General features: G+C 67.7%; 13 protein-coding genes. 1 reads left to right on the top strand and 12 read right to left on the bottom strand.

The window, feature by feature from the left end:
- Window positions 1–77: 77 nt before the first annotated feature.
- The 12 genes from ACU0DV_RS15145 to ACU0DV_RS15090 form a co-directional block, all read right to left on the bottom strand.
- Window positions 78–1,169 (bottom strand): DUF1513 domain-containing protein, encoded by a 1,092-nt coding sequence (locus tag ACU0DV_RS15145; protein ID WP_446242546.1) that lies wholly within the window; start codon window positions 1,167–1,169, stop codon window positions 78–80.
- Window positions 1,170–1,172: 3 nt separating this feature from the next.
- Window positions 1,173–2,186 carry an imelysin family protein gene (locus ACU0DV_RS15140; protein ID WP_446242545.1) on the bottom strand — a complete coding sequence of 338 codons (1,014 nt, stop codon included), beginning with the start codon at window positions 2,184–2,186 and terminating at the stop codon, window positions 1,173–1,175.
- Window positions 2,186–3,688, bottom strand: coding sequence for a di-heme oxidoreductase family protein (locus ACU0DV_RS15135; protein WP_446242558.1), 1,503 nt, complete (start codon window positions 3,686–3,688; stop codon window positions 2,186–2,188). The genes ACU0DV_RS15140 and ACU0DV_RS15135 overlap by 1 nt, the downstream gene beginning before the upstream one ends.
- 160 nt (window positions 3,689–3,848) lie before the next feature.
- Entirely contained in the window at window positions 3,849–5,108 is a 1,260-nt protein-coding gene (locus ACU0DV_RS15130; RefSeq protein ID WP_446242544.1) for an imelysin family protein, read from the bottom strand.
- 198 nt (window positions 5,109–5,306) lie between these two features.
- Window positions 5,307–6,266 carry a sensor histidine kinase gene (locus tag ACU0DV_RS15125; protein ID WP_446242543.1) on the bottom strand — a complete coding sequence of 320 codons (960 nt, stop codon included), beginning with the start codon at window positions 6,264–6,266 and terminating at the stop codon, window positions 5,307–5,309.
- The gene (locus tag ACU0DV_RS15120; RefSeq protein WP_446242542.1) at window positions 6,263–6,949 is read right to left on the bottom strand and encodes a response regulator transcription factor; all 687 of its coding nucleotides are present in this window, start codon (window positions 6,947–6,949) and stop codon (window positions 6,263–6,265) included. The genes ACU0DV_RS15125 and ACU0DV_RS15120 overlap by 4 nt, the downstream gene beginning before the upstream one ends.
- Window positions 6,946–8,436: a DUF4153 domain-containing protein gene (locus tag ACU0DV_RS15115; RefSeq protein ID WP_446242541.1), complete on the bottom strand. Its 1,491-nt coding sequence runs from the start codon at window positions 8,434–8,436 to the stop codon at window positions 6,946–6,948. The genes ACU0DV_RS15120 and ACU0DV_RS15115 overlap by 4 nt, the downstream gene beginning before the upstream one ends.
- 91 nt (window positions 8,437–8,527) lie before the next feature.
- Window positions 8,528–10,081 (bottom strand): polyamine aminopropyltransferase, encoded by a 1,554-nt coding sequence (locus ACU0DV_RS15110; protein WP_446242540.1) that lies wholly within the window; start codon window positions 10,079–10,081, stop codon window positions 8,528–8,530.
- A complete protein-coding gene (locus ACU0DV_RS15105; protein ID WP_100929999.1) occupies window positions 10,078–10,302 on the bottom strand; it encodes a DUF350 domain-containing protein in 225 nt (74 codons plus the stop codon). Before ACU0DV_RS15105 ends, ACU0DV_RS15110 begins: the two co-directional genes overlap by 4 nt.
- A 30-nt stretch (window positions 10,303–10,332) precedes the next feature.
- The gene (locus ACU0DV_RS15100; protein ID WP_198521744.1) at window positions 10,333–10,494 is read right to left on the bottom strand and encodes a hypothetical protein; all 162 of its coding nucleotides are present in this window, start codon (window positions 10,492–10,494) and stop codon (window positions 10,333–10,335) included.
- Between the two features lies 1 nt (window position 10,495).
- Window positions 10,496–11,776: a DUF4178 domain-containing protein gene (locus ACU0DV_RS15095; RefSeq protein ID WP_446242539.1), complete on the bottom strand. Its 1,281-nt coding sequence runs from the start codon at window positions 11,774–11,776 to the stop codon at window positions 10,496–10,498.
- Complete coding sequence (locus ACU0DV_RS15090) at window positions 11,773–12,333, bottom strand: DUF4178 domain-containing protein (RefSeq protein WP_446242538.1); 561 nt, start codon at window positions 12,331–12,333, stop codon at window positions 11,773–11,775. Before ACU0DV_RS15090 ends, ACU0DV_RS15095 begins: the two co-directional genes overlap by 4 nt.
- Before the next feature lie 527 nt (window positions 12,334–12,860).
- On the opposite strand from ACU0DV_RS15090, the gene iolG reads away from it, so the two are divergent.
- On the top strand, window positions 12,861–13,853 hold the full coding sequence (gene iolG, locus ACU0DV_RS15085) for an inositol 2-dehydrogenase (protein WP_446242537.1): 993 nt from the start codon (window positions 12,861–12,863) through the stop codon (window positions 13,851–13,853).
- Window positions 13,854–14,205 lie beyond the last annotated feature (352 nt).

Genomic DNA, 14,205 nt, shown 5'->3' with positions numbered 1-14,205 from the left:
CCCAACGCACGGCGCTGCACAAGGTACATGCCACGGCTATCTGCCGCGTCGCGCGGCAGATGCCTGCAAAATGGGCGTCAGGCGGCGCGGGAGGGTCCGACGGGAACGATGTGGTTGTCCCAGGCGACCTTGTGCATGCGCAAAACCGTCGCGTCGGTTCCGACCGCGTGGAATCCGCCGGTGCCGGTCGATGCAACAAAGCCGTCGCCCAGCGGCGCCAGACCGCAGACATCCGTCAGGGCGACCTCCGTCCGGAAGGCGCCGCTGTCCGCGTCGAAGACCTGCACAAGACCGCCCCGGGGCGAGGTGATCGCAACGGAGGAGCCGTCCCCGCTGAACGACACGCTGCCCGCGTAGCCCTGCATCGCGCCATGCGACGGCTCGGGGGCCTGCGCCCAGACCGGTGCCTCTCCGCGCCGGTGGAGCATCAGCAGGGCCGGGGCGTCAGACAGTTCGCCCTGCCATTGCAGGGCCAGCGCGACCTGTCCGCTGGCATGGACGGCGAGGTGACGCATGGAGTTCTTGTTCTCGGTCGCGGGCGGCTCGACCACGTCCTGCACCGTGCCGTCGAGCGTCGTGTAGGTCAGGTTCGGCGCCATGAAGGGGATATTCAGCTTGGCGCGCCCGGCGTCCGGGTGGGTCTCGATCCCGCCATTGGCGATGACCAGCGACTTGCCATCGGGCATCAGGCGAAGCTCATGCGGCCCGGTGCCGCCGGACGGGAACTCTCCGAGGCGGCGGTAACCGCCCGCGACGTCCCAGATGCCGATGATGCCTTCCGCGTGCTCGAAATCGTTCTCGGTGGTGAACAGCAGCCCGCCGTCCGCCGAAAACGCGCCGTGGCCGTAGAAGTGCCGCCCTGCAGGGGCCGTCAGCTCGGCCTTCACCTCGCCGGTGAGGCAGTCCAGAACCACGGCGTAAGTGCCGGGGCGGCGGGCGAAGGCCACGGCCTCTGCGCGTTCGGGGTGGGCGGCGGCGGCATGGCCCCGCGCGGGAAGGGGCACGTCGAACAGGCTGTCACCGCCGGCCGAGACCCCGTGCAGCGCGTAGGACCCGCCGGGCGTCTGGGCGGCGGCCAAATAGGCGGGACCGCCCACATCGGCCCAGCTGCGCATGGGCCAGAGGCCCGCGGCGGCCAGACCTCCCAACATGCCCCGGCGTGACAGCATGGATCAGTCTCCGTCCTGGGAATTGAAGCCGGCGGCAAGGCCCAGTTCAGGGCCCAGCTCCGACGAGATGACAAAGCGGATCGTGTCGATCTTCTGCTGAAGGACTTCCACCTTGAACCGGCCCATGGGCGTGTCGACGCCTGCGAAAACCGGGCTTTCCTGTGCCTCGACCTCGGCAAAGGCCGCGTCATAGGCGTCAGCGATCTCGGTGCGGACTTTTTCGGGCGCGTCCTGCGCCAGTGCCAGCGCCAGATCCTCTGTCGCCTCTAGCGACAGGCGGACATGGCGCAGCGAGCGTTCGGAGCGGTAGGCCTCTGCCCGCGTGGGGCGCGGTCGCTCGAAGGTGCCGAGCGGGCGGCCCAGACGCGTGTCGGAGGTGAACTGCAGCCCGCTGGTCAGCGTGGTGTAAAGCGCCTGCAAGGCCTCGTCGTTCGTGCGGTACCGCCCGTCCGGACCGATCTCTGCCTCCGTGAAGGCGTCGGAGAAATCGGTTCGCCAATCCTCGAGGATGGCGTCGGAGATGTCGGAGATGTCGCGCGTCACCGCCTGTATCAGGGCGCAGCCGTAGCCGCCCGCGTCGGTGAACTGCGGATCGAACAGCAGGAATTCCATCGCGTAGAAGCCCCGCGCCGCGATCGACACATGGGTGAAGGTCTCCGCCGTCTCCACGGCAGGGTCCTCATCCGCGATGAGCGTGGCGAGCGTTTTCGGGGTGAAGCCGCGAGTGTCGGGCCAGAACGCCAGCGCGAAGGCCCGGTCGCCGGTTTCGGTAGGGCCGAGGCGCAGGTGGCTGACCCGGACCCATGCGTCGAAGGTGTCGGACCAGGCATCGCGCAGCGCGGGGCTGTCCGGGGCGCAGTCCGTCCGGGCAACGGTTTCGAGCGCGTCGGCCTTCTCTGCCAGTCGTTCGAAGCCGGGAATGACCTCGGTCGCGACGATCTCTGACGGGGCGGGGTTGGCCAGCGCCGCACCCGCGCAGAGGCAGAACAGGGCAGACAGGGCGGGACGAAGGGGCATCACAGGCTCTCCAGGTATGTCAGCAGGGCGGCGCGGTCCGGCGGCGGCATGTTTGCGACCGAGTCGCGCTGCGCCTGCGCCTCTCCGCCATGCCACAGCACCGCTTCGAGAAGGGAGCGCGCCCGCCCGTCATGCAGGAAGTAGGTATGCCCGGACACCTGTTCGGTCAAACCGATCCCCCAGAGCGGCGCGGTGCGCCATTCCTGTCCGCTGGCGCGTGCCTCTGGCCGGTTGTCGGCCAGCCCCGGCCCCATGTCGTGCAGCAGCATGTCGGTGAACGGCCAGATGAGCTGAAACGACTGTTCGGGCCGATCCTGCAGACGGTGCGTCACGAACGTGGGCGTGTGGCACTTGTTGCAGCCGGTTTCGAAGAACACCTGCTTGCCGCGCAGCACCTCCGGGTCGCCTTCGCCACGGCGGGCGGGCACGCCGAGATTGCGGCTGTAGAAGGCCACGAGGTCCAGGCCTTCGGCGTCGATTTCGAACCCGCGTTCGTCCGTGTCGCCGTGGGCGGCGGCCAGGCAATCGACCTGCGCTTCGGTGCATTCGCCGGCGCCCGCATCGAACAACGGGTTGGAGATGCCGATGTCCCCCGCGAAGGCGGCCGCCGACTGTTCCCGGATCGTGGGCGCGCCCGCCTTCAGCCCGAAACGGCCAAGCATGGGCTGGTTGTATTCTGCCGACCAGACGATCTGCGCCCGGCCGGAAATGCCGTCGCCGTCGCTGTCATCGGGATCGGCGTTGGCAAGGATGTCCTCCGCCGGGATCGCTTCCAGCAGGCCAAGGCCGATCATCTGCGGTGCCACGCGCGGCGAGAGCATCGCGCCCTCTGCCAGTGGGCCGTAGCCGAGATCGGCGGCGCGGTAGGTCGGTACCCGCAGCGACGCGACTTCGCCCCCGGAGAGCTGGACCTCTTCCTCTTCGTAGGTGATGTCGAGCCGGTATTCCGCGGCGTGGCCGGGCAGCGCGAAGTCCTGAAGTTGCAGGCCGTAGACTGGATCGGCTTTCGTCGGCAGGTATTCGGCAATCTCTTCAAAGACGTCTTCGTCAGTGCCCGGCACCGAGACGCGCAGGAACATCGACACGGCTGTGTCCTCGGGTCCTTCGGGCGGATGCCCTCGGCCGTCTTTCAGGTGACAGCGCTGGCAGGACCGGGCGTTGTAAAGCGGGCCAAGCCCGTCGGAGGCGAGGGTGGAGGAAGGGGCGGATACCCAGACCTTCTTGAACAACCCGTTGCCGACCTTGAAATCCAGTTCGCGCTCGAAGGAGATGTTGCCGGATGGCTGCGAGAAGGCGTCCGCCGTGGTCATGGCGCGGACCGTCGCCGCGCCGCCGGGGTTGGCTTCGAAGGTCTGCGGAGTCTGGAACTGCTGGGGTGCGGCCGTGGCGCCTGCAATGCGGTCACGCTCGGCTTCGGTGCGCGGCACCACATGAAGGTGAACGTCCGAAAGGTCCTGTGCCGCTGCTGCGCTTGTCAGTCCGACCAACGCGACCGTGGCCATCCACCCTGACATCGACCCGCTTCTTTTCATGCCCGTCTTCTCCGCTGGCTGGGCCGCGCAGTCGGGCCCTGGCTCTGGTCCCCGGCCCGCAGCAAGGGCGGGCCGGGGGTATCCCGTACCGATCCGGCACCCATTCCGGACCGGCACAAGCTTCGGCGTCTTACTGGAAGACGGCCGAAGGATTGTCGAGGCTGTCGGAGCCTTCGAACTCGATGCCGTCAACCGACAAAGCAGAGACGACGCGCTCGATGCTGCGGGTCTGGTCGACCAGCGCCTCGACGCCGCCCATGATCAGCGCCTCGCCCTCGGCGTTGCCGCGTTCCAGCATCATGTCGTAGGAGAAGCCGTCCTCGGCCGCCGCGACGATGGCGCCCAGCTTGTCCATGGTTGTGTCCAGCTTGGCCTTCATTTCCTCGTCGAGGGCGGGATCAGCCTCAGCCACCATGTCGCTCAGCGAAGGGCCGGTCACCTCGGTGCCGTCGACCCGCGTGTAGCTGCCGAGATAGACGTTCTGCACGCCCTTGCCGTCGTAGAAGTGCGAGTTGTGCGTGTTGTCGGAGAAGCAGTCGTGCTCTTCCTCCGGGTCGTTGAGCATCAGGCCGAGGCGCATCCGTTCGCCCGCCTGCTCGCCGTAGGACAGCGACCCCATGCCGGTCAGCATCGCCACGATCCCGGCGTCCTCGTCTTCCATCAGCGCATCGCGGGCGGCGCCGCCGTCCTGCCATTGTGCGGCCATCCATTCGAGGTCGCTGACCAGAAGCTCGGTCGCGGCCTGAAGGTACTCGGCGCGGCGGTCGCAGTTGCCGTTGGTGCACTCGTCGCCCGAGGCGTAGTCGGTATAGGGCCGGTCACCGGCACCCGCCTCGGTCCCGTTGAGGTCCTGACCCCAGAGCAGGAACTCGATGGCGTGATAGCCGGAGGCCACGTTCGCCTCCACTCCGTCGGCCTCGTGCAGAGTGCCGGAGATCAGGTCGGGCGTGATCTCGGAAGCGTCGACCCCTTCGCCGGAGAGCGTGAAGGTCGGGGTCGCGATGACGTTCAGGCCGGCGAACTGGTTCTCGTCGGACGGCCCGCCGTAGGTGCCGTCGACGTAATCGATCAGCCCTTCGTCCAGCGGCCAGGCATTTACCTTGCCTTCCCAGTCGTCCACGATGGCGTTGCCGAAGCGGAAGACCTCGGTCTGCTGGTAGGGAACACGCGCGGCAAGCCATGCCTCGCGGGCGGCGTCGAGCGTTTCCTGCGAGGGATCGGCGATCAGCGCATCGACGGCCTCCTGCAGGGCCTTCGCGGTGGTCAGGCTGTCCTCGTATCCCGCCTGCGCGATGTCGGCATAGGTGTCCAGCACCTCGGCGCTATCGGCGGCAAAGAGCGGTGCAGCGCAAAGCGACATCGCGGCGGCGGTGGTCATCAAGGTCTTCATGGGTGTCCCTCCATCTGTCGTGTCTTGGACTCTTCCTGAGCGTTTGAGTCGGAAATGTCAATCCTGACGAAATGACTCGGCATATGGGTTGCTGGTGGCGTGTTTGCTGGGAGGGGTGCCTGCCCGCCGGTCCATGGGGGTTCTAACCCGCACCCAAGGAGGTATTTGCACCAAGGTGAAGGGGAGGCCCTTCGCGGATCAGTGGGTGGTCCAGGTGATGAGGAAACTGGCGCCGGTGGCGGATGGCACGAGGGCGATGTCGCCGCGGTGCGCGGCGAGGATGTTGGCTGCGACGGCGAGGCCCATGCCCGTTCCGCCGGAATCGCGGCGAGTCGTGAAGAAGGGGTCGAAGATGCGCGCGGCGTTGCCGCCGGAGATGCCGGTGCCGTCGTCGTGCACCTCGAGCGTTGTCTGGTCGTCGGACTGCCCGGCGGCGATGGCGACCCTCGTGGCGCCGTGTTCCGCGGCGTTGTTCAGCATCTGTGCGAGGACCACCAACACACCTTCGCGGCCCATCGGCAGGGCAACGCGCTGCCCGTCGAGGTCGATCTGCAGGCCGGGGTGTGCGGCGGTCAGGTCGGGCGCCAGCCGTTCCAGCGTGGTGCTGCCGAGATAGCGGACCTCGCGCGCCCGCGCTGCGCGGCGCAGGGCCGACAGCCGGGTCTCGATCTGCTGGCGGGCAGTATCGATCCGGGCCAGAAGTTGCTGTTCCTCGTCGGAGAGGGCCGCGGTGTCCTGCATCAGTTCCACTGCCGCGCGGATCGCGGAGACCGGTGTCTTCATCTCGTGCGTGACGTGGTCGGTGTAGGCGCGGACGGTGGCTTCGCGGTCGCGCAGCGCCTCTGTCATGGCGATGACCCGCTGGGCGGTGGCGTGGAGTTCGCGGGTGCCGTAGTGGCGCGGGGCCTCTGCCGTGCCTTCGGCCATGGCGTAGGCTTCGAGTGCGTGGATCGGGCGCAGCAGCAGGCGGACGAGCAGCCAGCCCACGACCGCCGTCACCGCCGCAATCAGCGACCCGAGCAGCACGGCTGCCCCGCGGTAGCCGATCGCCGGGCCGAGGTAGCGGAAGACTACCAAACCGCCCAGCGAGAGCGCGAGGGTCCCCGCCAGCGCGCCGCCCAGCACCAGCCCCAGCGAGGGGCGCCAGCGGCGGGTCACGCGGCGTCTGCCGTGCAGGGGCCGAGGCGCATGCCCTGGGCGTGCACCGTCTCGATGGCGTCTGGGACGCCGGCGTCGGCCAGCTTGCGGCGCAGGTTGCGCAGGTGGCTGTCCATCGTGCGGTCCGATTGCTGCGCGCCCGCGCCCCAGACGGCGGCGGCCAGCTCGGCGCGGGTGAAGAGCCGCCCGGGCGCGGCGATCAGCGTGTCGAGCATCTGGAACTCCGTCCCCGTAAGCGCCACCGGCTGCCCGGCGGCGCGGCAGAGGCGGGCCTCCCGGTCGAGGGTGATGGCGCCGTGGCTGCGGATGTCGTCCCGGGCGGGCGCGCCGTAGCGCCTGAGGATCGCGGCGACGCGGGCCACGACCTCGCGCGGGCTGAAGGGCTTCGTGACGTAGTCGTCGGCGCCCATCTCCAGTCCGACGATGCGGTCCACCTCGTCGTCGCGCGCGGTGAGGAACAGCACCGGCACGTCGGAACGGGCGCGCAGGCGGCGGCAGACCTCGAAGCCGTCCATTTCCGGCAGGCCGATGTCCAGCACGATCAGGTCGGGTGTCTCTCGCGCGGCATGGGTCAGGGCGAGCGCGCCGTCGGCGGCGCAGATCACCGTGTGCCCGGCGCGTTCGAGTGCAAGGCGCAGGAGGTCGCGCAGGCTGGGGTCGTCGTCGACAATCAGGATCTTCATCGGGTCGTGGGCTCCGCTTCGACGCGACCATATCCGCCGATGCGCGCCTTGCGGAACCCCCATTCCTGCCAGTGTGCGATCCGTGGCTCGGCCAGGGTGCAGCCGTGTCGGACGAGAACGCCTTCGAGATGGGGCCTTTGGGCGATGGCCCGGGCATAGGCGTCTTGCGCCATCGGGCCGAGGCTGCAGACGTAGGAGAAATCGGCCTGACGGGTGACCGGGGCCGACAGGTTGCCGTCGGCGATCTTCTCGGCGACGTTCACGAAGGCGGTGGCGTAAAGCGTGGCGAGACCCAGCAGCGCGCCGCGCACCAGGAGCCAGCGATTGACGTGACCCCGCAGGACCTGCCAGACGGCCAGGGCCAGCATCAGCGCGACGAGTCCCATCCAGATCATCGCGTGCACGCGCAGGTAGGTCAGCCCGTAGGCCGCGATGTAAAGCTCCAGCCGCAGCATGGCGGCGCCGCAGAGCACCACGTTCTGCACCAGCCACAAGAGGAGGAGCGGCCGGATTGCCCGGTGTTCGCCGAGGAAAGGACGCGCGGCCAGCGCGAAGGCCCCGGCAAGCAGGGCGGTGGCCAAGAGCGGGTAGGCGCCGCGATGGGCGTATTCGGCGTAGGTCATGCCTTCGGGCAAGGCCGCGCCGCCCAGCAGGATCGCCGCGTCCATCACGGTCTGAACCGCGATCAGAGCGTTGAACATGACCAGTGCCCGCAGCACAGATGTGCGGGTCAGGCCGAAGCGCGGGCCGGCCATGGGCAGTGCTTGCGGAAGGGCGACCGGGCGCGGCAGGCTCCGGTCGAGCAGGGGCCAGACCAGCAGTGCAATGCCGGCCCAGAACAGCCCGCGTTGCAATAGTGTGAATACGTCGGGGCGCAGGTCGAAGGCCTGGCCGAGCACGGGGTTCGCCCCGACGAGCAGCCCGGCGAAGACCAGCGCCCCGCCGACCGGAAAGGCCCAACCGGCGGCCAGGCGCCTCAATGCACCGGTCTCGGGTGCGCGGTGAAGCGCACGGAAGGCGTGGCCCCAGCGGTCCGGGTTGAGGGGGGCCGCCCATGCGCCGGGCAGGCGTGCCAGCCAGGCGAGGCCGGTGGCCAGCCATGAGTCCTCTGGCCGGACGCGCGCCCAGACGAGACTTGCGGCGAGGCCGGCAAAGAGGAAGCCCACCGACAGGACCTGCACGTATTCGACCACAGGCAGTGCGCCCAAGACCAGCAGCAGGGCCGGGTGCACCAGCCGCGCCGTCGGCCTCCCGTCCCATGTGGCGACGGCGAAGATCGCTAGGGCGAAAAGCGCCAGAGATATGCCCGGGGTGCGGTGCCAGAACAAGAGGTCCGCGAGCAGCACGAGGAACGCCAGACCTCCGAAGCGTATCGCGCCCCGGCGCGTGTCCGAGGGAGTTGCCTCGCCTTCACGGCCGTCGCCATCCAGCCACCATCCGTCCATCGCCAGTACCTGCGGCACGCCGCGCGCGAACTCCTGTCCCATGTCTGTCTCCTTCGTTGAGCCTTTGGCGCAGACTGGCGTGCCGCGCGTGCAAGGGCGCGTCAGGAGATGTGCAGGGGTCGTGCAGGAGGGCCTAGCGGAACCAGTGGTCCCAGCCGCTCAGGTAATAATCGACCAGCCGGTGGGTTTGCAGGGTGTTGGGCTCCACCTCAACCCGGCCGGTGTCGGCGGCGAAGACCTGTGCGCCCTGCCAGACCTCGGGCGTGAGGAACCCCAGCCCCTCGGGCAGGTCGAGCGGGCGGGCGCGCCGTGCGAGCGGTTCCACGATGACGAAACCCCATTCGCCGAAGCTGGGGACATAGGCGTGGTAGGGCAGGATGGTCAGCCCGGTGTCCGGGGCGGCCGGGTTGCGCACATCCTCCCACGTCCGGACGACGGACCAGAAGGCCTCTCGTGCGTAGACGGGCGATCCGGCCTGCGTGACCAGCACGCCGGTGGTCGAGACGCGCTCCATCAGCAGGCTGTAGAACTCCCGGCTGTAGAGCTTGGAGAGGGCGATGTTCTTCGGGTCGGGCAGGTCCAGCACGATCACGTCGAAGACCGCATCGGTGTCCTCGGCAAAGCGCCAGGCGTCGGCGTTGACCACATGCACGCGCGGGTCGCGCAGGGCACCGCCGTTCAGGGCGGCCAGTTCGTCGGTGTCGCGGAAAAGCTCCGTCATGCGCGGGTCAAGGTCGACCAGCGTGACGCTCTCGACGCCCTCGTGGCGCAGCACCTCGCGCGCCGCCATGCCGTCGCCGCCGCCGAGGATCAGCACGTCCTTCACCCGTTCGGCCCGGGCCATGGCCGGATGGATCAAGCTTTCGTGGTAGCGGTACTCGTCGAGGCTGTCGAACTGGATGGAATGGTCGAGGTAGAGCCGCACCCGGTCGCGGAACCGCGTGACGGAGATCTGCTGGTAGGGCGTCGTCTCCGATATGATGACGTCGTCCTCGAACAGCGCCGCATCAGCGACGGAGACCAGCCGCTCCGAATAGACAAGGGCCGCAACCGAGGCCAGCAGCGCCACGCCGCAGCCGATCCATTGCGCGCGGCTGGCGAGATCCCGGAAGATCACCAGCGACAGCGCCGCCACGGCGAGGTTCAGCGTGCCGAAGGCGAGTGAGGCGGACATCAGCCCGAGGTTCGGGATGACCAGCAGCGGGAAGGCGAGGGAGGCCGCCAGCGCGCCGACGTAATCGGCGGAGAGCACGTTCTCGAACCGGAAGGAGGTCGCGCCGATCGATTCCAGAACGCGGGCGATCAACGGGATTTCCATGCCGGAGAGCACGCCGATGGCGATCAGTGCACCGTAGAGCGCCAGCCCCACCTCGCCGGTGGCGGCGTAGGTGAAGAACAGGAGCGGCGCGAGGAAGCCGCCGATGATCCCCAGCGCGATCTGCGCCCAGATGAACCCGCGCACCGCTTCTCCGACAAAGCGGGAGGCCCAGGCGCCCAGACCCATGGCACTGAGGAAGACGCCGATGACAAAGCTGAACTGCCGGATCGAGTCGCCCAGCAGGTAACTCGACACCGTGCCAGCGATCAGCTCGTAGATCAGGCCCGCGACCGCGACGAGGAAGGTGGCCAGAAGCAGCCAGACCTCCTTCAGCCGCCGGTCGTCCGGGGCGGCGGCGGGCGTGTTCAAGACAGGATGACTGCCGAGATGATGATTGCCAGCGCAAGGAAGACCGACCCGATCAGCACCGCCAGCGCGGTGTTCTGGTCTTCCTCGATCTCCTTGATGACGGAGAAATGGGTGAAGCGGTTGATCGCCCACCAGCAGGCCCCCATCAGCGCCACCCCGAGAAAGGTGTAGAAGATGGTGCTGATGACTTCCGACAGCTGAATGGTGATGACCGGTTCCATGTGAGACTCCCTCAAATCCTGTTCTGCGCGCTATTTCACCCGGCCCGCAAGGCCGCCGGGTCCGGCAGAGCCCTGCCGGATCGATTTCGAGACATCCGAGCTGGCCCCGCCGTATCCGTACCACGACACGTAGGTCGTGCCCGCAACCGCCGCGAGCGAGACCATGACGAAGACGATGCGAAAAAGGTTCATGTCAGTCCTCGTCCGTCCAGTCGGAGCCCGAGAAGCGGACGGTGCGGTGCCAGAGCCGGCGGCCCAGCGGGATCACGGCGACGATGCCGAAGAGGATGCCCAGCCCCCCCAGCCAGCCCGCCGACCGCACGCCTTCGCGGGCGGAGACGGTGAAGCTCGTGGGTTCCGACCCGGAGATCCAGAGCTCCGTTTCCTTCTCGTTGAAGATGATCTGGTAGGTGCCGGCGGCGGGCGGGCGGAAGCGCAGGTTGGCGGTGCGGTTGCCCTCCGTCCACGTGCCGTCGGAGTCGCGGCCGGAATAGAACTCCATCGCGCGGCCGGATTCGAAGAGCGTCTCGCCCTCCGGGTCCAGGACCTCCATCCCGACCCAGAGCCAGGCGTTCGACGGGTGCGCCCCGAGGTCGATCTGCACCAGCCGGTCGGTCTGCGTGACCGGGAACTCGACGGTCTGGGGCAGGGCGGCAAGAGAGATCGCCGTCTCGCCCAGCACGTCGCGCTTGTTGGCGGTCGCCGCGACAAAGAGCGACAGCACGATGCAGGCCACCGCGAAGATGGCGGCGGCGCGCGTCATGAAGCGGTCGTTGGTGCCGCCCTTGAACGGCATCAGCGGGTGGCGGGACAGCGGTGCGTCCAGCGGGTCGGTCAGCTTGAAAGCGGCTGCCAGCTCTGCCGGGTCCAGCCAGATCGTGCGGTACATTTCCCGCTCCACCCCGCTTTGGGAGAAGTCGAGCATCGCCTCGTCGGAGAGCGCAGAGATCGTCTGCGTGGTGTCGCCGATCTGCGGCGCCCAGGTGAATTCGCCTTCGAGGAAGGTGATGCGCGCGTCGGACGTCTCATAGTAGCGGAAGCGTTCGCCGTTCAGCAGGACCTGCGGGCGGCTTTCTGCGGATTCGACCCAGCGACTGTCCATCCACGAGGGGTGGCTGACCTTCCGCACGCGGCGCGAGAAGGTGTAGTTGCCCTCTTCGACGTTCAGCCAGGCGTAGCCGTGGGTAGGCGAATAAAGCTGGTGCTCCACCCATCTCCACGGGCCGTCCTTCATGCCGATGGTGCCAACGATGATCCAGTCGACCCCGAACAGGGTGCCTTCCATGCCCAGCCGGAAGGGCGTGTCGGGGCGCTGCAGGTCGTCGAACTTGCGCAGGACCTTGTAGTTTTCCTGCGCGTCGAGCTCTGCCCCGCAGTAGGAGCAGACGTGCACCACCACGCGCCCGCCACCCAGCACGTTCAGTCCCGCGCCGCAGGACGTGCAGTTGATGGAAGCAAGCCCCGCGCGCGTCACGACACCACCTTCAGCGTGCCGGAGACCTCGAAGGGATCGTGCCACTCGCCGGTGAACCACGCGGTGCCGGTGCCGTCGGTCTCGGCAGAGAGCAGCGTGCCCTCATCGCCCTGCGCGTTCGCGTAGCTGAAGGTGTCGCCCACCACGATCCGTTCGCCGAACACGCCGCGGACCGCCACGCATTCGCCGTTCCCGGTTTCCACGACGCGGAAATGCTCCCTGTGCCATTCGAACGGCATGCCGATGCGGCTGTTTGTGCGCAGTGCCGGTTGTTCGGCGCTCTCGTCCACCGGCACCTGTATGACGATGTCGCCCTCGTCGACGGAGATCCAGGCGCCTGCGCCCTTCGGGTCCTCGCACCAGTATTCGTCCCACCAGCCGCGACCGTAGGAAAAGCGTGCGTGGCCCAGCACTTCCCACGCCTTGCGGCCCAGCTTCACGATGTCGCCGATGGAGAAGAGTTGCGGCCCGTCGTGCATCTCGCCGGAGGTTCCAGCGTTCAGCAGCTTGTCGGACTGGACATAAAGCGTGGTGTCGCAGGACGGGCAGGTCAGCATGACCGCCGTCTTCACCTTGTCCGGAATCGGATGTCCACAATTCGGGCAGTTGAAATCCATGCGATTGTCTAACCGGACCCGGGGTTTCAGATCAACGCCGAAGACGCCGCCGCGGACGGAGGCATTCCGTACCCCGACTTGCGGCTTGGTCGGAACGCAGGCCGCGGAGTTCTGCGGGGCGCCGCAAGCCACGTGTCCGGCCCGGCAGCATGGTCCCCGCGCTGTGAGGGAATATCGTCATCCGCCGCCCTCCCGTATGATGCGATATGAGGCGAAGGCGGATGGGTGGCCTTGCATCGACCCTCATCTCGGGAGAGAGCTTTGCAGCAGGAGGAGCGATATCCGGACAGGACCGCCGATGCGTCGACGCCTTGCGTGACAGGGGCCGCCGATCCGCGCGCCGGTCGCAAGAGGCCGCAGCACCGAAGCGCGGCCTTGCCCGTGCCGTCACCGGCCGCCGATCCTGATCGCATGGCCGTGCCCGCCTCGGCCACCCCTGATACCGTTCCTTGCAAGGAGCCTCTCGAATGACCCTACGCTTTGCCATCCTCGGCGCCGGCCGCATCGGGCAGGCCCATGCCCGCGCGATTTCCGCCACGCCCGGCGCCTCTTTCGTCGCGCTTTACGAACCGCTGGAAGAAGCGGCGTCCTCCATGGCGCAGCGGTACGGTTGCGACCTGCGCAGCACCGACGACATCGCGGCCTCCGACGACATCGACGCCGTGGCGATCTGCACCCCCACGGACACACACGCCGACCTGATCGAAAAGTTCGCCAGGGCGGGCAAGGCGATCTTCTGCGAAAAGCCCGTCGACCTGTCGGCCACCCGTGTCCGCGAAGCGTTGAAGACCGTGGAAGAAACCGGCGCGACCCTGATGGTCGGCTTCAACCGCCGCTTCGACCCCGACTTCATGGCGGTGAAACGGGCAATCGACGCGGGCACCATTGGCGACGTGGAGATGGTGAACATCATCTCCCGCGATCCGGGCGCGCCGCCGGTCTCCTACATCAAGGTCTCTGGCGGCATCTTCCGCGACATGACCATCCACGACTTCGACATGGCGCGCTGGCTCCTGGGTGAAGAGCCGGTGACCGTGATGGCGCAGGGCTCGAACCTCGTCGATCCGGAGATCGGTGCTGCGGGCGACTGGGACAGCGTCAACGTCATCCTCAAGACCGCGAGCGGCCGGCAGGCTGTCATCAGCAATTCGCGCCGCGCCACCTATGGCTACGACCAGCGGATCGAGGTGCACGGATCGAAAGGCATGGCCTCGGCCGCCAATCGCCACGAATCCACCGTGGAGGTCGCGGGCGAGGGCGGCTATGCCCGGCCGCCGCTCCTGAACTTCTTCATGGACCGGTACGCCGTGGCCTACGCCAACGAGATCGCCGCATTCGTGAAGGCCGTGGTCGAGGGCGCACCGACGCCGACGACCGGCGAGGATGGTCTCAAAGCGCTGGAACTGGCCGATGCGGCCTTCGAATCCGCGAAGACCGGCAAGGCCGTTTCGCTGACCTGAACCGCCTTGGCGCAGCAGGGCGGACGCTGCCCTGGCGCGTATCGAATGCAAGGCCGAACCGCCGCGTGCTTGGTCGCGCGGCGGTTTTTTGTTTGACGGATCAACCCGCTTGACGCCCCATGCTACACTGGTGTCTCGTCGGCACACTGTCAGAGCGACGGATCAAAATTTTGTTTCCTAGTGGAAGATACTGGACAAACGAGACCGACTCTGGTCCCATGCCGGTAAGATGCTTCGGTGTTGCATTATAGTGCGATGTCTGCAAGATTTTGCACACTGGTCGGGATGTAGGGGAGGACATCATGGCAGTCTCACGTTCATCGCTTTTGCGGGGAAGAGCGGCGCGTCGCGT

The organism is Sagittula sp. (assembly GCF_052825245.1).
Note: the sequence above shows the minus strand (reverse complement) of the source record. Positions and strands in the feature narration are given on the sequence as shown.

Excerpts from the sequence above, each read along its gene's own strand:
- ACU0DV_RS15145 (WP_446242546.1), bottom strand. The coding sequence starts at position 1,169 with ATGCTGTCACGCCGGGGCATGTTGGGAGGTCTGGCCGCCGCGGGCCTC.
- ACU0DV_RS15140 (WP_446242545.1), bottom strand. The coding sequence starts at position 2,186 with ATGCCCCTTCGTCCCGCCCTGTCTGCCCTGTTCTGCCTCTGCGCGGGT.
- ACU0DV_RS15135 (WP_446242558.1), bottom strand. The coding sequence starts at position 3,688 with ATGGCCACGGTCGCGTTGGTCGGACTGACAAGCGCAGCAGCGGCACAG.
- ACU0DV_RS15130 (WP_446242544.1), bottom strand. The coding sequence starts at position 5,108 with ATGAAGACCTTGATGACCACCGCCGCCGCGATGTCGCTTTGCGCTGCA.
- ACU0DV_RS15120 (WP_446242542.1), bottom strand. The coding sequence starts at position 6,949 with ATGAAGATCCTGATTGTCGACGACGACCCCAGCCTGCGCGACCTCCTG.
- ACU0DV_RS15115 (WP_446242541.1), bottom strand. The coding sequence starts at position 8,436 with ATGGGACAGGAGTTCGCGCGCGGCGTGCCGCAGGTACTGGCGATGGAC.
- ACU0DV_RS15105 (WP_100929999.1), bottom strand. The coding sequence starts at position 10,302 with ATGGAACCGGTCATCACCATTCAGCTGTCGGAAGTCATCAGCACCATC.
- ACU0DV_RS15100 (WP_198521744.1), bottom strand. The coding sequence starts at position 10,494 with ATGAACCTTTTTCGCATCGTCTTCGTCATGGTCTCGCTCGCGGCGGTT.
- ACU0DV_RS15090 (WP_446242538.1), bottom strand. The coding sequence starts at position 12,333 with ATGCTGACCTGCCCGTCCTGCGACACCACGCTTTATGTCCAGTCCGAC.
- iolG (WP_446242537.1), top strand. The coding sequence starts at position 12,861 with ATGACCCTACGCTTTGCCATCCTCGGCGCCGGCCGCATCGGGCAGGCC.